Annotated in this window: 20 protein-coding genes; 14 read left to right on the top strand and 6 right to left on the bottom strand. The window is 47.5% G+C overall.

From position 1 onward, the window contains the following. Nucleotides 1-14: 14 nt before the first annotated feature. A complete protein-coding gene (locus MHB85_RS07495; RefSeq protein ID WP_341072723.1) occupies nucleotides 15-725 on the top strand; it encodes a GT-D fold domain-containing glycosyltransferase in 711 nt (236 codons plus the stop codon). 216 nt (nucleotides 726-941) lie between these two features. Here MHB85_RS07495 and MHB85_RS07490 read toward each other — a convergent pair whose 3' ends face one another. Then, nucleotides 942-1,349 carry a hypothetical protein gene (locus MHB85_RS07490; protein ID WP_091015180.1) on the bottom strand — a complete coding sequence of 136 codons (408 nt, stop codon included), beginning with the start codon at nucleotides 1,347-1,349 and terminating at the stop codon, nucleotides 942-944. A gap of 189 nt (nucleotides 1,350-1,538) precedes the next feature. On the opposite strand from MHB85_RS07490, the gene MHB85_RS07485 reads away from it, so the two are divergent. From MHB85_RS07485 to MHB85_RS07425, 13 genes are all read left to right on the top strand, one after another. Then, nucleotides 1,539-2,687 carry an RluA family pseudouridine synthase gene (locus tag MHB85_RS07485; RefSeq protein ID WP_341072721.1) on the top strand — a complete coding sequence of 383 codons (1,149 nt, stop codon included), beginning with the start codon at nucleotides 1,539-1,541 and terminating at the stop codon, nucleotides 2,685-2,687. A 72-nt stretch (nucleotides 2,688-2,759) separates the two neighbouring features. Next, complete coding sequence (locus MHB85_RS07480) at nucleotides 2,760-3,338, top strand: DUF1273 domain-containing protein (protein WP_036669296.1); 579 nt, start codon at nucleotides 2,760-2,762, stop codon at nucleotides 3,336-3,338. 157 nt (nucleotides 3,339-3,495) lie between these two features. Beyond that, the gene (gene speD / locus MHB85_RS07475) at nucleotides 3,496-4,311 is read left to right on the top strand and encodes an adenosylmethionine decarboxylase (protein WP_036610662.1); all 816 of its coding nucleotides are present in this window, start codon (nucleotides 3,496-3,498) and stop codon (nucleotides 4,309-4,311) included. Nucleotides 4,312-4,496: 185 nt separating this feature from the next. Beyond that, the gene (gene flgB / locus MHB85_RS07470; RefSeq protein ID WP_036610664.1) at nucleotides 4,497-4,907 is read left to right on the top strand and encodes a flagellar basal body rod protein FlgB; all 411 of its coding nucleotides are present in this window, start codon (nucleotides 4,497-4,499) and stop codon (nucleotides 4,905-4,907) included. A gap of 149 nt (nucleotides 4,908-5,056) precedes the next feature. After that, entirely contained in the window at nucleotides 5,057-6,157 is a 1,101-nt protein-coding gene (locus MHB85_RS07465; RefSeq protein WP_341072720.1) for a GNAT family N-acetyltransferase, read from the top strand. A gap of 18 nt (nucleotides 6,158-6,175) precedes the next feature. Beyond that, entirely contained in the window at nucleotides 6,176-7,039 is an 864-nt protein-coding gene (locus tag MHB85_RS07460) for a helix-turn-helix transcriptional regulator (protein ID WP_341072717.1), read from the top strand. 69 nt (nucleotides 7,040-7,108) lie between these two features. Then, entirely contained in the window at nucleotides 7,109-7,630 is a 522-nt protein-coding gene (locus MHB85_RS07455; RefSeq protein WP_341072716.1) for an ankyrin repeat domain-containing protein, read from the top strand. A 228-nt stretch (nucleotides 7,631-7,858) separates the two neighbouring features. After that, complete coding sequence (locus tag MHB85_RS07450; protein WP_341072714.1) at nucleotides 7,859-8,374, top strand: sigma-70 family RNA polymerase sigma factor; 516 nt, start codon at nucleotides 7,859-7,861, stop codon at nucleotides 8,372-8,374. After that, nucleotides 8,371-9,687 (top strand): DUF4179 domain-containing protein, encoded by a 1,317-nt coding sequence (locus tag MHB85_RS07445; RefSeq protein WP_341072713.1) that lies wholly within the window; start codon nucleotides 8,371-8,373, stop codon nucleotides 9,685-9,687. Before MHB85_RS07450 ends, MHB85_RS07445 begins: the two co-directional genes overlap by 4 nt. A 111-nt stretch (nucleotides 9,688-9,798) precedes the next feature. Continuing rightward, the gene (locus MHB85_RS07440) at nucleotides 9,799-10,842 is read left to right on the top strand and encodes a S66 family peptidase (protein ID WP_192134360.1); all 1,044 of its coding nucleotides are present in this window, start codon (nucleotides 9,799-9,801) and stop codon (nucleotides 10,840-10,842) included. 64 nt (nucleotides 10,843-10,906) lie between these two features. Further along, the gene (locus MHB85_RS07435) at nucleotides 10,907-11,212 is read left to right on the top strand and encodes a hypothetical protein (protein WP_047842070.1); all 306 of its coding nucleotides are present in this window, start codon (nucleotides 10,907-10,909) and stop codon (nucleotides 11,210-11,212) included. Nucleotides 11,213-11,457: 245 nt separating this feature from the next. After that, on the top strand, nucleotides 11,458-12,219 hold the full coding sequence (locus tag MHB85_RS07430; RefSeq protein ID WP_091016159.1) for a threonine/serine exporter family protein: 762 nt from the start codon (nucleotides 11,458-11,460) through the stop codon (nucleotides 12,217-12,219). A gap of 18 nt (nucleotides 12,220-12,237) precedes the next feature. Next, nucleotides 12,238-12,696, top strand: coding sequence for a threonine/serine exporter family protein (locus MHB85_RS07425; protein ID WP_047842069.1), 459 nt, complete (start codon nucleotides 12,238-12,240; stop codon nucleotides 12,694-12,696). 102 nt (nucleotides 12,697-12,798) lie between these two features. Here the strand turns inward: MHB85_RS07425 and MHB85_RS07420 are convergent, their stop codons facing one another. The 5 genes from MHB85_RS07420 to MHB85_RS07400 all read right to left on the bottom strand — a co-directional run bounded on the left by MHB85_RS07420 (nucleotide 12,799) and on the right by MHB85_RS07400 (nucleotide 17,280). Continuing rightward, complete coding sequence (locus tag MHB85_RS07420; RefSeq protein ID WP_192134358.1) at nucleotides 12,799-13,350, bottom strand: DUF2569 family protein; 552 nt, start codon at nucleotides 13,348-13,350, stop codon at nucleotides 12,799-12,801. Between the two features lie 275 nt (nucleotides 13,351-13,625). Further along, nucleotides 13,626-14,093, bottom strand: a complete 468-nt coding sequence (locus MHB85_RS07415) for a DinB family protein (RefSeq protein ID WP_223199881.1) — start codon at nucleotides 14,091-14,093, stop codon at nucleotides 13,626-13,628. 390 nt (nucleotides 14,094-14,483) lie between these two features. Further along, nucleotides 14,484-15,425 (bottom strand): YwqG family protein, encoded by a 942-nt coding sequence (locus MHB85_RS07410; protein ID WP_105597757.1) that lies wholly within the window; start codon nucleotides 15,423-15,425, stop codon nucleotides 14,484-14,486. A 149-nt stretch (nucleotides 15,426-15,574) separates the two neighbouring features. Continuing rightward, on the bottom strand, nucleotides 15,575-16,864 hold the full coding sequence (locus MHB85_RS07405) for an ammonium transporter (protein WP_341072712.1): 1,290 nt from the start codon (nucleotides 16,862-16,864) through the stop codon (nucleotides 15,575-15,577). After that, the gene (locus tag MHB85_RS07400; protein WP_341072710.1) at nucleotides 16,861-17,280 is read right to left on the bottom strand and encodes a hypothetical protein; all 420 of its coding nucleotides are present in this window, start codon (nucleotides 17,278-17,280) and stop codon (nucleotides 16,861-16,863) included. The genes MHB85_RS07405 and MHB85_RS07400 overlap by 4 nt, the downstream gene beginning before the upstream one ends. Between the last annotated feature and the right edge of the window lie 54 nt (nucleotides 17,281-17,334).

The raw sequence follows: 17,334 nt of genomic DNA, 5'->3' as shown, positions 1-17,334 counted from the left end.
GGGGCAATCGCTGAATGGATTCGATCTATCTTGAACTGGAAGGTGTGCTTGAGCAGCTTGAAGCGGCGCTTCGTGAACAGCGTCCGCTCTCGCTTGTGCGAGTCGGTGATGGCGAGAATATCGTCATGTCTCAAGAAACCGTGTGGACCACGGAACAGGTCCTTCAGGAGCGTTGGGCCAAGAAAGCCAATTTAGGACAAAAGGGATTGCGTCTTCCCAACCCGCAGCTCCGGGATGAAGTCGCTGCTTCCTTGCAACGGGCGGATATCGTCGGCGTTCTTCCTCGCGGTGACAGTACCATTAACGCGCCGGATTATCTCAAAAGACCTCTGACCGATATGGTGTTTGCACACTTTGGCATCTCTCCTCCGATGACTTGTCACGCCTGTGTTAATCGGGAACTGGCGCAGAACCCGCGTTTCTGGCAGATGCTTGCAGGCAAGCGTGTATTACTTGTTACTCGTGAGATTGAGGCACTGCGTGTCATGCTCGAACGTGAGCCGTATAATCTGAACATTGTGACTGCCCTGCCCTTTGACAGCTATGATCAAATGGATGAAACGCTGCATTGGATTCAGAATAATCAAACTATATTTGATGTCGCGCTCTTCTCCTGTGGCGTCAATGCGGTTATCCTTGCGGAGCGAACAGCTGCACTCGCAGGTAAAGTTGCCATCGATTTTGGCAAAGCCAACAACATCATTCTGAAAGGCCGTGCCAACTGATCATGGACAGTTCCAAACTTTAGATTCGTGAGTTGTATTGAAACATGCAGATGCTTGTACGGCAAAAACCCCCGACTTCTTAAGCCGGGGGTTTCTTGCTGGCGCTAGTCGAGACCTATCGCTGCATTGTCTTGCGTTTCTGGGGTATGAAGCGAACTCTGCCGTCAACGGAAGTGATGACGAAGCACTTTGCTTGTAATATTTCGCCTTTCACTACTAACCGGTGGCTGCAATACCGTATAACATCTCCGGCCCGGTTCTTACTGCTGTGGACACCCCCGAGATGAACGAAGTATACACACTTTCCAATGCTGGTGGTGCAGCTAGATCCTGAGCTGTGAACGAATGAAATTCGGCACCTCCGTTCTGTCCAATCGTACCTTCAGCACGGTAGATGATATAGAAAGGATCATATAAAAAACCCCGCACAAGCTCCACAACAAAGGTATCTCCCAGTTCTCCCGTAACACCTACTGTCCCGTTCAACGTAATAATGGGATTCACCACGCCCTGCGTCTGTAGACCAATGGTGCCAAAAGCGGTCGGGGATTCTGACAGTGACAAACCGGGCTGTCCTACGGTTGCCGAGTTCATCGAAGTTCTCATATCGAGAAACACGCCCATGAGTAACACCTCCAATGCTATGGGATACCCTATCCTATGAATCTCACTACTCTTATGATTGGATGTATGCAGATTGCATGAACCTATTTTTATTTGTCGACTGTTAATGGTATATTGAACTGCATAACGAAAATGAACGGATCGTATGCACACAAGCGGTACAGGCTGTTCAGAAGGAGATTACTATTCATGAATAAACGCAAACGTCCAACAAGCAAGACATCGGCCTCGGCCAAGGGGAAATCTTATGCAGGTTCATCTTCAGTACGGTCCGGCAAGTCTAACTTCTCATCTGCAAAATCATCAGGTGCTTCCGCATCACGCAATACGGAGGAGAATAAGAAGCCATTAGCCACGAAATCATCGGGTGCACCCAAGAAAGCTGGAGGCAACAAACCCAAAAATGCCAGCGCATCCAAACGACCAGGCAATTCCTATTATCGCAAGCAGGAACCACCACGCCAGTATAAAGTGACCGAACCGGATGAACTGTTGAACTTCCTGTTGCAGCATTTGAAATCAGGACGGAACGCAGTGAAGTCCATTCTGGGTCGTGGACAGGTATCCGTGGATCAGAAGGTCGTAACCAAGTTTAATGAAGCGCTGACGCCAGGTCAGATTGTCTACATCCGAAAAGAAGGTGCAGTCGCTGCTCCATCCTTGACGGGTATTAACATTTTGCATGAAGACGATGATATCATTGTGATCCGCAAGGAAGCCGGACTATTGTCCATTGCCGCTGACAAGACGGATGACCTGACGGCTTATCGCCAACTGACAGAGCATGTACGCCGCACCAATCCGCTCAACCGGATCTTTGTTGTCCATCGTCTGGATCGGGATACATCGGGTGTGATGATGTTTGCCAAAAGTGAAGAGGTACAGCAGAAGCTGCAAAACAACTGGAAGGAAAATGTGCAGGACCGCGTCTACGTTGCGCTTGTTGAAGGTTCAGTAGCCAAAGAAGAAGGCACAATCTCTTCCTGGCTGAAGGAAACCAAAACGCTGAAAATGTACTCCAGCTCTCGTCCGAATGATGGACAACATGCCATCACACATTACAAACGTCTGAAGTCGAACCGTGAGTTCTCTCTGCTGGAAGTGCGTCTGGAGACAGGGCGTAAAAATCAGATTCGTGTGCATATGGAAGATCTCGGACATCCGATTGCCGGTGACAGAAAATACGGTGCACGTACAAGAGACCTTGGCCGTCTCGGACTTCATGCACGTATACTCTCGTTTATCCATCCCACAACGGATAAGTTAATGTCATTCGAAACGGATATTCCAAAGCCATTCCTGTATCCGTTCCGTGCAGAAACTCCACCTGCGAAGTAACTGCACCTCTAATGTGTGCATATATAGAAAATTCACTGATCCATTGATCATGCCTGAAAGGAGGAACGGACACTGAAAAACCTGTTGATCACCGGTTACCGGGCACATGAATTGCAGATTTTTGGACAGAAGCATGAAGGTATTCCTTTTATCAAAAAAGCCATCTCCTCCCGCCTCACACCTCTTGTCGAAGATGGTCTGGAATGGGTGCTGACGCCGGGACAATACGGTGTGGATCTGTGGGCCTGCGAAGTGGTCATTGATCTGAAGAAGACGTATCCACATCTAAAGCTGTCGATCATCACTGCCTTTCAGAACCCGGAGGAACAATGGAAAGAAGACAAACAGGAGTATTACCGTTCCATCCTCTCGGGTGTGGACTATTACGGTGCGATTAGCAATCAACCTTATATCGGGCCGTGGCAGTTCACTGCACGGGATGACCTGTTGCTGCGTAAAAGCGACGGTCTTCTGCTCGTCTATGACGAAGATGCTGGAGAAGGCAGTCCCCGTTTTGTGAAGGAAAAAGCCGTGAAGAAACAGCAGAACGAGGACTATACAATCATCAGTGTCACTTCAGAGGATATTCAATCTGTAGCTGAGGATGAGCGCATGAACGATGTTATAGACTTTGACGATTCTTCATTCTGAAAAAATGTAGATTATCTGAAGTCCTTTCATGCATAGCCGTGATCAGAGGAGAATCGTATTTCGAATGACGTACATATGTTTTTTTTCGAGGCAGGTTGGGTATAAGTAGTATTATAACTGCGATGATATGTCGTATGGGATAAGGGGAACTGCAACCATGACAATTACGCCAGAGCAGCGCATTCAACTGCATGGATTTAACAACCTGACCAAGTCATTGAGCTTTAATATGTACGATATTTGTTATACCAAAACCAAAGACGAACGCGAAGCTTACATTGAATATATTGATGAACAGTATAACGCCGCCCGGTTGAGTAAAATTCTGAACAACGTCTCCGATATCATCGGAGCCCACGTGCTGAATGTTGCGCAGCAGGATTACGTGCCTCAAGGTGCGAGTGTGACGATGCTGGTCTCCGAAGGTCCAATCGTAGAGATCCCTGAAGAATCACTCGATGAATCTCCCGGCCCTCTGCCAGATAACGTCGTTATGCAGCTGGATAAAAGCCATATCACTGTGCACACCTATCCTGAGTTCCATCCTAGTGAAGGTATTAGTACTTTCCGTGCGGACATTGATGTCTCCACCTGCGGTGAGATCTCACCGCTTAAGGCGCTGAATTATCTGATCCACTCCTTTGATACGGACATTATGACGATGGATTACCGGGTGCGTGGTTTTACGCGGGATACGAGCGGACGCAAGCTGTTCATTGACCATGAGATCGGCTCGATACAGAATTATATTCCGGACGAGATCAAGAGCAGCTTCGATATGATTGACGTGAACGTCTATCAGGAGAATATTTTTCACACCAAGTGTAAACTGAGGGAATTTGATCTCGACAATTATCTGTTTGGGTACACCAAAGATAAGCTCAGCAAGAAGGAACAACAGGAGATTACGGAGTGGCTGAAGCTGGAGATGGACGAGATCTATTACGGCAAAAATATTAATCGTCCCTCTTAAAGAGGTTGTTCAACGCTGATCCCATAAGGGCAAGGTCTAAGACAAGATTTCATGAAGGCAGGGTTCTTCTTATCAGGGAACCTCCGGCATGTGCTTGTCTTTTTCTTTGTTATGTTGACAGTGTGCAACTTTATTTCTTATTATAGAAGTAACTGTATCAATCTACAGTGAAGGAGACTGAGCCCGTGATCGAAACGAATACGACAAGACGTAACGAATCACTGTTACAAGCACTGACTGCACAACACAATGCCATCACCAATAACATTGCCAATGCAGACACGCCCAACTACAAAAAGAAAACGGTAGAGTTTCAGGAAGAGCTTAGACGTATCGTTGAAAATGGCAAAACAGATCAGCTCGCCATGAAGCGGACTCATGACAAACACTTTCCTATCAGTGATCCCAATTCTTCCATCGTACAGTACCGAATTGTCGAGAACAACGAAACAGCCATGAACAATAACAACAATAACGTTGACATTGACAAGGAAATGGCGAATCTTTCGGAGAATCAGCTCATGTATAACTACATGGTCGATCGGGTCAGTGGACACTACAAAAAAATGAAGAATTTATTGAATGATCTGAAATAATGAATGTACAAGCAGCCCGAAACGGCTGCTTTTTTTTGTTGTTTTTCACGTGAATGTAGCTCGTTTGGTCCCATTTTTCGGTATCCTCTCCTGTTCGTAGTATAATGGGGGGAAACGATTGATTTCATATCGAACAAAAGAGGTGCAACATGGCTCCACGTCATTTAAATGCTTTTCAAGGTTCCAAAGTCAGACTCGCGGCCCCATGCCCGGAAGATTGCATGCGTCTCTCCCGCTTCACGGACGATTACGAATATTTGCGCAACCTGGATACCGATATTGCTGTTCCATTAACGCCGGATGAGACAGGTTCCTCCTCTGTCCGTCGAGACAACGGCTTTGAATTTGCATTACGTACACTGGAGGGTAACCGATTTATTGGATTCACAGCCCTCTACCGGATTGAATGGAACAATCGCTCCGCCCGTCTGGCGATTGGCATCGGTGAAGAAAATGATCGGGGTAAAGGATATGGCAGCGATGCCCTCGCCCTGATTCTTCGGTATGGCTTCCACGAATTGAATCTGAACCGGATTGCGCTGGAAGTCATCGAATACAATGAAGCGGCTAGACGTGCGTACCTAAAAGCTGGATTCCGGGAAGAGGGGCGCCAGCGTTCAGCAGTTTTGCGGGATGGCATGCATTACGACCTGATCTCGATGAGTATCCTTGCCGAGGAATGGTCGGCACAGTCTGGGCTTCCATTGTCATTCCAATCTACTCGTACTCCTGAATCTGGGGAAAGGGTAGCGGGTGGTTTCTCACAGCGTAATGGGAACGAACAAGCTGCGCTGTCCCTGTCGGAATTAAGTTCAGATCCAAAAGGTGAATCTGAAATTTCACCTCGCATCGGCGTAGGTGCGGTCATCCTCAATGAACGGGGCGAAGTGCTTCTCGCCTGGCGGAATCGTCAGCCCGAGCAGCATACCTGGAGTATTCCCGGAGGGATAGTCGATCCCTACGAAACACTGGAAACCGCCGTTATCCGTGAAATCAAGGAAGAAGTGGATCTGGATATTGCCATTGACAGTCTGCTCTGCACAGCGGAGACGATCCAGCCACAACAGAAGGAACATTGGATATCCGTGCTCTATTCCACCAAGGTGATTGGCGGCCATGCTCGTAATCTGGAAGAAGGCGGAGCCATTGGTGAGATCGGCTGGTTCCCATTGAATGATCTGCCTTCTCCACTCGCCTGCTTTGCCGTGCCTGGGCTGGAAGCTGTGAAGAAGTTATACAACCAGAATTAATCTTGGAGGTGCTTGCAAGTGTTGGAGATTCCTCTTCCTCGACCTGTACCCTTCATTCTGCATGAATCGAGTTCCCAATTCGATTGGAAAGGCAGCGGCTCGCTATCACTGAAAACATTCCGTAACGGAAAAACGCTCTATGAAGCGGGACGCGGTCACTTCGCAGTCACTAATGAGAACTATCTGCTTCTGAATGAGGGCCAGGAATATGGTCTTCACATTGATTCATCTACGCCAGTTGAATCCTTCTGTATCTTCTTCCCTCCCGGTTATGTGGAAGAGATCGGTCGGAATCTGATTACCAGTGATCTTCGGCTACTTGATGAGCCGTATCGTTATTCACCCTCAAGCAAGATGGAGTGGGTAGAACGTACATACGCGATGAATAATCGGCTTGGCGCAGCCCTGAATCAGTTGCATAATTTCTACAGTCAAGACATGCTGGATTCCTGGGCAATAGCGGAGCAGCTTCATCAGCTTGCTGTTCACATGCTGGATCTACACCGTAACGTTCAGCAAGAGATCAACGAACTGGATATGATCAGACGTTCAACCCGAGAAGAGTTGTATCGAAGAGTGTATATCGGGCATGAGTATATCTCCGCCTACTATGATCAGCCGTTAACGCTAGAACAGACAGCATCGGCTGCACAACTATCCGTGAATCATTTTCTACGCAATTATAAAAAGTTGTTTGGCACTTCACCCCATCGTTATCTGACTGAATGCAGACTATTGGCTGCGAAGCGGCTTTTGCTAGAATCGGACAGGTCTGTCACCAATATCTGTTATGATGTGGGCTTCGAAAGCCTCGGTTCGTTCAGTTCATTATTCACTAGACGCTTCCATAGCTCTCCTTCCCAGCTGCGGGCAAAAAGGTGATTATGAAGAAGAACCTCTGAAGGGTAACATCTATAATTACATTATCTCATCAGATGGAGGTATTCCTTTATGAATCATGCTGAACAGATGAATCAACTATTTCAGGCTGCACAGGCTGGGGATGTGGCCAACCTGCTATTATTGCTCGCTTCTCATCCGGAACTCACCAATACTGAAAATCAGGATGGGTTAACTCCGCTGGGATATGCATCTCATTATGGACAAGCAGGAGCAGTTCGTCTTCTTCTGGAGCATGGAGCGGATGCTAACGCCCTTTCTCATTCCAAGATTTCCTTTATTCCGTCCAATACTGCACTACATGCCGCGCTTGCGGGAGAACGTTCGCCAGAAGTTATCCAACTTTTACTCGAACATGGGGCATCCACGAGTATTCTGGACAGCGATGGACAATATGCGTTGCACTCGGCAGCATTCCATACGGATCAGATCGAACTTATCGAGATGTTACTTCAGCATGGAGCTGATCCAAACGCGCTGAACTCAGTGGGCCAGACTGCACTGGATATTTCACTTGAACGTGGTAACACGTCTACAGCATCGTGCTTGCAAGCAGCCGTTGCAGCGCAGTAGCAACAATGATTAGATAACGTGAGCAATACCGCGAATAACCGTCAGGACTCTTTTTGGAGTACAAAGAGAAGGTCTGCCGGTTATTTGTGTTGTCCTCTACGTTCTCGGATACATATGTAGTCCAACTTCTATAGAAATCGGAATACATCATATTTTTTTCAGAAAACAAGAACCGTTTGACGCCTTACACGGTCTAATACTCAACATATCCATGAAAGGAGGAGCCATGTGACCCCTAATCAGCTCACTATCGCCGCACAAAAAGGGGATGCCGAGGCTTTTGCGGCCTTAATGGAATTGCATCAGAGCCGACTGTACCGTATCGCCTATGCCTACCTGCAGAACGAAGGTGATGCACTGGAGGCCATTCAGGAATCAACCTTCCGGGCATTCCGTAAACTCAAAAAATTAAAAGAGCCATCTTACTTTGGCACTTGGCTCATCCGCATTCTGCTCAACTACTGTGCAGACGAACGCAAACGCAAAAATCGGTTCAGTCCCGTCACCAAGATTCATGAATCCAGCAGTTGGGATCGTCCTGCGGACCCCGATCTTGACGCCGCCGTCTCCACCCTTGACCGAGATTGCAAACAGATTATTATTCTGAGTTATTTCGAAGGTTTCTCTTTAACTGAAGTTGCCGATATTCTCGACATCCCGATCGGAACCGTAAAATCCCGATTACATCGGGCACTCGGACAACTCCGGAATCAACTTGAAACGAAAGGAGATGCATCCTCATGACGGATGAACAACAATCATTTGACGCATTGGAAGAACGTCTGAATGCTCGCAAGATGGAATACGAAACCATGCCTATACCGGATGCTGCCTCTCAGGCTGTGCAAGCGGGAATTCGCCAAGCTGCCCGTAAGCGAAAGTCCCGGCTGCGCTGGTATATGAGTTCCATCTCGGCAGCTGCCCTCATCCTGCTGTTTACGGGATGTATCCGTGTCTCTCCCGCTTTTGCGTCCTTCGTGGAGCAATTGCCTGGCATGGAAGGCATTGTTAGCATGATTCGCCAGGACAAAGGATTAATGATGGCGATTGATCAGTCCCTCTTGCAGAAGGTCGGCGTCACCGACGAGCATGAGGGTACTTCCTTGACCGTTGATGGAATTATCACAGACGAGTCACGCATGGTTATTTTTTACACGATGAAAGGCATGAAAGATCCCGAGAAATTCAACTATGATATCGATTTGCTGGATGAGAACGGTAAAGATCTTCCTGTTGCATTTAGTTATTTTTCACCTAGACCTGCTTCAGAAAATGGCATTTATGAGGATAAAATCGATGTCTCATTCACAGAATCTTTACCGCCACAAGAGCTGACCATTATATTTAAGGAACGAGGTAAGAAAACGAATAATAAGTGGAAAATCACCTTCCCCGTAGACCACAGCTTAACAAAAGGCATGAAAAAAATCATTCCAGTAAACCAAACTATGACCGTGGACGGGCAGTATATTCATGTGAAACAGGCCGTTCTGTATCCCACTCGTCTTGTACTTGATATCGAATATGATCGGAACAACACCAAAAAAATCTTTGGCATTCGTGATCTGCACTTGGTAGATGAGCAAGGCCGAGCATGGAGAACCGATTCATCTTCCATCGGAGGCTCTGGAAATTCCGTCTTTTTCGAAAGCATGTACTTTTCCACTCCGAAAAAACTGACTTTGCAAGGATCTGGCCTTTCAGCAGTGGATAAGGAGGAACTGGTTATCAGTATCGATCCCTCTTCAGGTGAAATACAAGGCGGCCCATCGAGTTTGAAATTGCTGCAAAGCACGGTCCAGGGCAAAAATCTGATCCTCGAGTTTTCAATTGCAGATGCTCAAAATGCTACATCAGGGCTATCATTTACCAATATTGAGGACAGTAAAGGAAACCCCTTCGACATTAATGAAGTAAGCTGGAGCCCTTCCGTCTTTGAAGCAAGAGTTGTCATTAAAAATGGAGCCGCAGCCAAAGGAGATCTGACAATGGAAATATTCTCTTACCCTGATCAAATTCGTGCACCGTTCTCTATTGAAATTCCTGTGACTCCCTAAAGAAAATGTAACAGCCATAATTGCAAGCCACACGACGTATTCATGCACTATAATGAAAATATTAAACAACTACATTAAATTGATATGTTTACAGGAAAGGGTGTTTCCGCAATGAATAATCGTTCCATCCGTTATCCGCAACCACTCGCGCAAGGGGACATGATCGGTGTGGCAGCACCCTCCAGCGGTGTAGGCGAATCCCTGCACCATTACCTTGAGGAGAGCAAACGCAACATGGTGCGCCTTGGTTTTGGCGTGATGGAAAGCCCGTCGCTCCGCCACAATACCAAATGTGTTAGTGCCTCCAAAGAAGAACGCGCCGAAGAGATGAATGAATTTTTCCGCAATCCAACTATTCAAGCCATTATCCCTCCATGGGGCGGGGAGTTTCTCATGGATATCCTGCCACTGCTGGATTGGGAAGCTTTGAGAACATTGCCGCCCAAATGGGTCATGGGATATTCGGATATCAGCACGTTCCTGTTCGCATACACCCTGATCACCGGAACAGCATCAGCACATGGCACCAATTATGTTGATCTAAGATCAAACGCCCTCGATCCGGTGACTGCGCGCTGGATTGATGTTCTACAGACCGAATACGGCGGACAGATCACACAATCGTCTTCCACACATTATCAATCGGCATGGAAACCGGAATCTCCTGGATTTAACCTGGATACACCTTCGCGCTGGAAACAGCTCGACCACTCGGAAGATGCAGACACAGATGTGGTGTTCTCCGGTCGGCTGATCGGCGGCTGCATGGATACGATCTCCAGTCTGATTGGCACGCCGTATGCACCTGTTGCATCCTATCTGGAGCAATACTGTGCAGTCGAAGGTACCATCTGGTATCTGGAAAGTTGTGAGATGAATGCGGGGGATATCTACCGTCATCTGTGGCAGATGAAACAGGCTGGCTGGTTTGCAGGTGTGCAAGGCTTCATGTTTGGCCGACCTGCGGGTTATTCCGATACAGCCGATTTCAATTTCTCTGATGCTCTATCCTCTGCACTTGGGGATCTGGATGTCCCTGTACTGTACGATGTGGATCTCGGCCATGTTCCGCCCCAGCTTATCTTTGTGAATGGAGCATTGGGCAAAGTCGCTTATGAAAATGGATGTGGGAGCCTTGAGACGGCGTTTGTGTAATCACCTTTTATAGGCAGATGCATACCTTGAAGTAAGAACTTATTTTGAGGAAGGGTTGTGCATCATGTCTGAATCCACATCCACGCCATCCACACGTGTCGTGTATCAAGCCAATCAACCGATGCTTCAATCCGTACAAAGTGTGCGGAATATGCTTCATCATACAGCCCGGCAGCATGTAGGCAAGAAGGTACAAGTCCAGAATATCGATGGGCAAGTGTGGGAAGGTGTCATCATCAGTGCAGACCGGGGGATTTTGTATCTCCAGGTTACCCCGATGCATGGATACCCTGAACCGCGTGCCTTGTTTGGACCCACGATTTTGCCGCTTGTGCTGTATGAATTGTTGGTTATCACCCTGTTGATGTAGGGGTATTGTTCCTGTTGATCCTTTTATATCCGAACCTGTTCCACGAAGCTTCGCTCCTGAGATCTTCAAATCTTGGGAACGAAGCTTTTTTATGGTCTTGGCGATGGTGCGGTATGATTCCTTGCGAGCGTGTGAAATATGATACAATGGTGTCGCACCACCCCATATCACTTATGAAACGGAGCTTGATCCGGTTGGAATACATACGTCATGATTCATCACCCGTATCACAAGTCGAGACGGGTATGATTGACAGCAACCCTACTGAACAATCCCGCGTGATTGCCATCTGTCTGCTCGCAGGCAAAATCATGCTGCAAAGCGGTGGTGAAACCTACCGTGTGGAAGATACGATGAAACGTATGGCCGCTGCGCTCGGTTTACCCCATTCACACAGTTACGTTGTGCCTACAGGCATCTTCTTTTCTGTCGATGCAACCGAACCCGCCAAGCTGATTCGTATCTCCGAGCGTACGACGGATCTGGACAAGGTATCCGAGGTGAATGCGGTCTCCCGCCGCATCGGACAAGGTGAGCTATCCGCTCAGGAAGCCCATGAACTGTTGGTGCAGATCGAAGGCAAGCCCTCCTCCTATTCAACGGCTGTGCAGCTTACGGCCGCAGCGTTATCCAGTGGTTGTTTTACCATTATGTTTGGCGGAGGCTGGAGCGACTTTCTTCCGGCGCTAATCTGCGGGGGCATAGGTTATGCAGCCGTTATTGCCTTTCACCGGTTGGTACGGGTCAAATTCTTTGCCGAGCTTACGGCATCCTTTGTCATTGGCTTACTCGCTTTTCTCCTGATCTATATGGGAGTAGGTCATGAACGGGACAAAATCATTATTGGTTCGGTTATGCCGCTGGTTCCGGGGCTACTGATTACCAATGCTGTACGCGATCTAATGGCCGGACATCTCGTCTCCGGATTATCCAAGGGAGCCGAGGCATTTCTGACTGCTTTTGCCATAGGTACCGGCATTGCAGTTGTATTTTCACTTTTTATGTAAGACGGAGGAATGCAGGATATGCTCCATTTTATTGAACAAGCCTTAACCAGTTTTGTCGCTTCAGCCGCGTTTGGGATCATCTTCAACGCACCACGGCGCATGCTGCTCCACGGTGGATTTGTCGGCATGATCGGCTGGATCATCTACATCGTGCTTGAATATGCAGCGGATGCGGTGCCTGCTACACTTGCAGCGACCATAGCCGTAGGTGTCATCAGCCAGGTATTCTCTCGCATGTTTCGCGCACCCGTCATCATCTTCAGCGTTGCAGGCATCATTCCTCTGGTTCCTGGTGGACTGGCGTATAATGCGATGCGAAGTTTTGTGCAAAATGACTACAGTGCCGCTATGGAGATGGCCGCCAAGGCACTCATGTTATCCGGCGCTATTGCCGTAGGCCTTGTGCTGTCCGAGGTATTAAACCAGATGATACGCCGAATTCCCGCCTCACTGCGGACAAAATCATCATCGAAATGATTATTCTTTTCATAGATTCAACACACGTAAGGCCCGTTAGCATACAGGATGATCTCTTGTATACCTACGGGCCTTACGTATCACTTTTCCAATCCATCCTTTTTACTTCACGAACGTATTCTTCACACGTACCGACCTCAGGAAATACGGAATGAAGATACTACACACCAGAATGGATCGTACGATCAGATGAAAAGCCGAAGTTGCATCAAGCACATGCTGTTCTCTTGGGATTTCATTTCGCGCAATCAGAATCCAGGTCACGATGCTTATGATCACATTCATCCCGTACATCACCATCATCACACGTGGAAACTGTCTCTTCCGTTTATATAAAAGAATGAGACTCACAATAACGATCATCAATAGAATGATACTGCTTATGAAGCCAAACCACAGAAGTGGACGAACCATCTCCGTGTAGATCTGAGGATCGACACCACGGCCGACTTCCCATCTGGCAGGGTCCATGATGACATTCACCTGCGATACATCCGAGATGAGAAACACCAGGGCAAGCCAAAGACTGATCTGGATTAAAATAAGCCATCCACCTAATCCGGAGATACCAGGCCGTTCCGGTCTGACACCAGTTTTGGGTTGCAGTGCGTTTATATCCGTATCTGCATCCGAGTTACTGTATTTACCTTCCATTTCATCCTCCTTTTACACTAGATAAGACAACATATTATACATTAAAATCTGGATTCTGTGTATTTTAGAGGACGAACGGAACGTGTTATTCCCGTTTTCCCTACTACCTTGTGCTTACCTAACTATGCACGACTTCCTGTTTCCTGACTAACTACATTTACGTGTAATTTCGTTGGTCTATCCCCATGTTAACCCATAATGTTCCCCGTAACATGCTTATATGTATTCTATCCGTTTCTATCATTACCTTATGTCTCGTAGAGAATAATACCTTTCTATTTAAAAAGAACTGATTCAGGTTCTTTACCCGTCAGGGTCAGCATCGTATACAATTGTCCTCTGTGATGATATACATGCCCCATAATCTCAAGTAACCACTCCAGCCGACTATAGGAGGCTCCCCAGTACGAATCCGTCACATGTAATAACTCTTCCGTGTTAAACTGCCTGTAACGTTGGTATAGATACATCTGGTTATCAATCAAAGCCTGCTTGATCTCACCGAGCGAATGCACCTGATTCTCTACATAGAATTGAGCCATCTCTTCCTCCGAGGCACCTTCGGAAATATAAACATCCGCTCGGCAGATCACAGACAGATGAGCTAGTAACTCTCCAACAGGCCGTTTACCTTCAATTGGAGTCAAAGCCAAGTCTTCTTCCGACAGCTGATCACATATATCAATTAACGATGTTACAGCCACGTCAATATGTTTGAACGCAGATTGAATCAACAGACACACTTCCTTTTTATCCCATTATACAGAACATATGATCGGTTACCAACCAACATATCCCTCCTTAATATATACCCCAAATCTATATAAATTGAACAAAACATTTACACAAAACGGAGAGGACAGAAAGGACCTGAAGAAGCGGAGCGTTCGCCTACAAGCTTTCTACAAGAAAGCTACATCGGAAGCATACGCTATCGCTGGATTCCCTTTATAAAAGGAATCAAAAAAATCTGGGGATAACAGCGATCAAAAGGTTGTTCTGTCATCGGAGTGTACAGTGTAAATATTCTTTAGTTCAATTTATATAACAATCTACGAACAAAAAAAGTCCTTCCTCCTTCATATAGACGGGATTCAGGACATTTTGTTGCCTATTTGTTTTCAAATCTTTGCTCAACTTGAGTATAACGAACAATACGTTTGCTCGAATCGTTCAGCCTCCAAGTCAGACTTGCGAATGAAAAATTGCAGTTCCCCGCAATCCCACCATTGGAAACCAATAGCATCATGTGTATCTATCTTCAGCAGCAGCAGCGTATCGGATAGTTCCTGCCATGTCCGATCCTCATCTCCGCCGTAATACTTGGTCAGCTTCTTCTCACACGCCTGCTCATTATAATCGTACTCTTCTCCCAGTGCGATCTGTAACAAGGCACGATGCTCGGCATCCGGATGCTGCCCGTCAGGATATCCAAACATCCCCCCCCAATTCAGCGTACTTGGATGATTCCAACTCGACTCGAATTCAAGGTAACGGTCATACAAACTCACTTCCGCTTCGGCCTCATCGTTCTCGAGCCTCTGCGGCGATAGCTCATTCAGCGCGTTGGCGTCAATATATGCATATGTAGGAAACTCAAGATTAGGCAGCACGGTCACCGAATGTGCAACAAACGGTGCTCCATCCAGCGCAGTATCACCTTCTGACTCTCGCCTTATCAGGTTATGAGAACTCGGCTCAAAAATCACACGATGTTCAATGGGACTAGCAGATTCATCCGTGCCAACGAAAAAGTATAACATTCCGCGTTCAGGCAAAGTCCCGCGCCCATCATTCGGCGTATACGGCGACAGATCCACCAGGTTCAACTGGGCCAGGAAAGTCATCGGAACTCCTTCTTGTGTTACGGGCCACTCCATGCCACTCGGCAAATCCGGATGTCCACCTACACGTGAGTTTCCTGTCCTGCGATATTCGTCCAGTGTGGATACATCGAGGCGAATTCCCCAGCGGCTTGAGGACAACAGCAGATCGGCAGCAACTCCCAAACCATATTCCTCAAGTGTTTTACGGGCTTTTCTGGTCAGACGTTCACATTGTTCTGGCTTAATCATATAGATCCTCCCCTTTTGACAATACACCTATGCTGAGACATATTCAGGTTCACACCTGTATATTCTTCCGCCCAGTCGTCTTTCCCTGCTTCTAGCAAAAAAAGAGACTGACTTTGCTTGTCAGTCTACTTCCTTATCCTATATTCCATTTAACGATTTGGATCAGAAGACTTTTCCTGGTAAGCACGCATATGCTCCTCACCGTCCAGGAATTCATGGGCCTGATGGGCTGCCATCACACCATGATAGCTGATATCCAGACCCAGATCTTCCTCTTCTTCTGTCGAACGTACAGGCACAATTTTGCTAATCAACTTTAACCCGATCCAGGTCATGGCGAATCCCCAGATGACCAGTGCTGTAAGGCCAAGTGCCTGAACCCCCAGCAACCTCCAGCCGCCGCCCATGAATAATCCACCATCCGTGGCAAACAGACCTACGGCAATCGTGCCCCACATTCCTGATACGGCATGCACCGGGAAAGCACCAACTGGATCATCAATCTGCCGATGGTCCAGCCAGTTGGTGGCTGCCATCATCAATAAGCCGGAGACTGCCCCAATGAATATCGCTGCTACATCGCCAACAAAAGCACAGCCTGCTGTAATTCCGACCAGTCCTGCAAGCGAACCGTTAATGACCGAGGGTGCATCAGAACGATTGAAGCGGAATAACGTGTACAGCAACGTAGCTGCACCACCTGAGGCCGCGGATAACATCGTAACAATCGCAATGTGACCAATTCTTACATCCGTGGCGCTGAGTGTACTACCCGCATTGAAGCCAAACCAGCCGAACCATAACAGAAATGCACCCACAGATGCCAGTGGCAGATTGCTCGGAAGTGCAATGGCACTTACGCCAAGTGGTGTGTACTTCCCTTTACGCGGACCAATGATAATCGCAGCCGCCAGTGCCGAGAATCCGCCGAGCGCATGGATGACAGCCGAACCGGCAAAGTCCTGCATCCCCAGCTGACTAAGCCAGCCGCCGCCCCATGCCCAGTGTCCACCAATTGGATAGATGATCGCCGTCATCAATATGATATACAACAGGTAGGCACGGAAGTTGATCCGCTCGGCTACCGCTCCTGAAACGATGGAAATAACAGCAATGGTAAAGGCCGCCTGGAACAACCAGAATGTCTCCAGAGATACCGGCACGTCCAGATGAGACAAATCCCCATTCAGGAAAAATCCCGTTACTCCCGCAAAACCACCTACGTCCGAACCATACATCAGTCCAAAACCGATCGCATAGAACAGTAACGTCCCAATCGTAATGTCAGCAAAAACCTTCATAATAATGTTCACACTATTTTTATAACGCACAAAGCCAGCCTCGAGCAGGGCGAATCCACCCTCCATCAATAAAATCATCGCTGCACTCAGTACGACCCAGACCGTATCAATCCCGGTGCTTAACGTCTCCAAAGTCATGTTTGTACATCCTCCGTTTCACTAAGCTGTCTGAGCTCACGGATTGTATCGGGCGCAAGCTCAATCTCGTCCCGCTCAATGCTGTCCGGATGTTTAATTCGTTCTGCGATCTGATCCAATTCACGTATGCGTCTGCGGATCTGTTCCATCTTGCGAAAACGTTCCTTCACCTGAACCATATATTCCACCGCTTGATGATGGGATGCGGGGCGTCCCGCAAACCATTTGCGTACGGGCGACAACGATTGATAAGCAACCTCTTCCGCTCGACGCTTCTGTTCGAACTGTTCGATCTTCTGCTTGAGCGTTTGAATCTCATTTTCTTTTTTGACCTTCATCCGTTCGATAAGGTACAATAAATCGGACGATGATATTTGCAATGCTGTGTGGTGATAAACCTCGTCGATTACTAACATATCATGTCAGGACTCCTTACATATCAAGTTACTTGTACCGATTATAGTTTCCCG

Origin of the sequence: Paenibacillus sp. FSL K6-4396 (assembly GCF_038002525.1) — a bacterium.
GTDB lineage: Bacteria > Bacillota > Bacilli > Paenibacillales > Paenibacillaceae > Paenibacillus > Paenibacillus amylolyticus_B.
The sequence above is the reverse complement of the archived record's forward strand: the minus strand, read 5'-3'. Positions and strand labels throughout refer to the sequence as shown.

What these genes read in the sequence shown, in the direction of transcription:
- MHB85_RS07495 (WP_341072723.1), top strand. Translation starts at nt 15, where the DNA reads ATGGATTCGATCTATCTTGAACTGGAAGGTGTGCTTGAGCAGCTTGAA.
- MHB85_RS07490 (WP_091015180.1), bottom strand. Translation starts at nt 1,349, where the DNA reads ATGGGCGTGTTTCTCGATATGAGAACTTCGATGAACTCGGCAACCGTA.
- MHB85_RS07485 (WP_341072721.1), top strand. Translation starts at nt 1,539, where the DNA reads ATGAATAAACGCAAACGTCCAACAAGCAAGACATCGGCCTCGGCCAAG.
- speD (WP_036610662.1), top strand. Translation starts at nt 3,496, where the DNA reads ATGACAATTACGCCAGAGCAGCGCATTCAACTGCATGGATTTAACAAC.
- MHB85_RS07465 (WP_341072720.1), top strand. Translation starts at nt 5,057, where the DNA reads ATGGCTCCACGTCATTTAAATGCTTTTCAAGGTTCCAAAGTCAGACTC.
- MHB85_RS07455 (WP_341072716.1), top strand. Translation starts at nt 7,109, where the DNA reads ATGAATCATGCTGAACAGATGAATCAACTATTTCAGGCTGCACAGGCT.
- MHB85_RS07445 (WP_341072713.1), top strand. Translation starts at nt 8,371, where the DNA reads ATGACGGATGAACAACAATCATTTGACGCATTGGAAGAACGTCTGAAT.
- MHB85_RS07440 (WP_192134360.1), top strand. Translation starts at nt 9,799, where the DNA reads ATGAATAATCGTTCCATCCGTTATCCGCAACCACTCGCGCAAGGGGAC.
- MHB85_RS07435 (WP_047842070.1), top strand. Translation starts at nt 10,907, where the DNA reads ATGTCTGAATCCACATCCACGCCATCCACACGTGTCGTGTATCAAGCC.
- MHB85_RS07430 (WP_091016159.1), top strand. Translation starts at nt 11,458, where the DNA reads ATGATTGACAGCAACCCTACTGAACAATCCCGCGTGATTGCCATCTGT.
- MHB85_RS07425 (WP_047842069.1), top strand. Translation starts at nt 12,238, where the DNA reads ATGCTCCATTTTATTGAACAAGCCTTAACCAGTTTTGTCGCTTCAGCC.
- MHB85_RS07420 (WP_192134358.1), bottom strand. Translation starts at nt 13,350, where the DNA reads ATGGAAGGTAAATACAGTAACTCGGATGCAGATACGGATATAAACGCA.
- MHB85_RS07410 (WP_105597757.1), bottom strand. Translation starts at nt 15,425, where the DNA reads ATGATTAAGCCAGAACAATGTGAACGTCTGACCAGAAAAGCCCGTAAA.
- MHB85_RS07405 (WP_341072712.1), bottom strand. Translation starts at nt 16,864, where the DNA reads ATGACTTTGGAGACGTTAAGCACCGGGATTGATACGGTCTGGGTCGTA.
- MHB85_RS07400 (WP_341072710.1), bottom strand. Translation starts at nt 17,280, where the DNA reads ATGTTAGTAATCGACGAGGTTTATCACCACACAGCATTGCAAATATCA.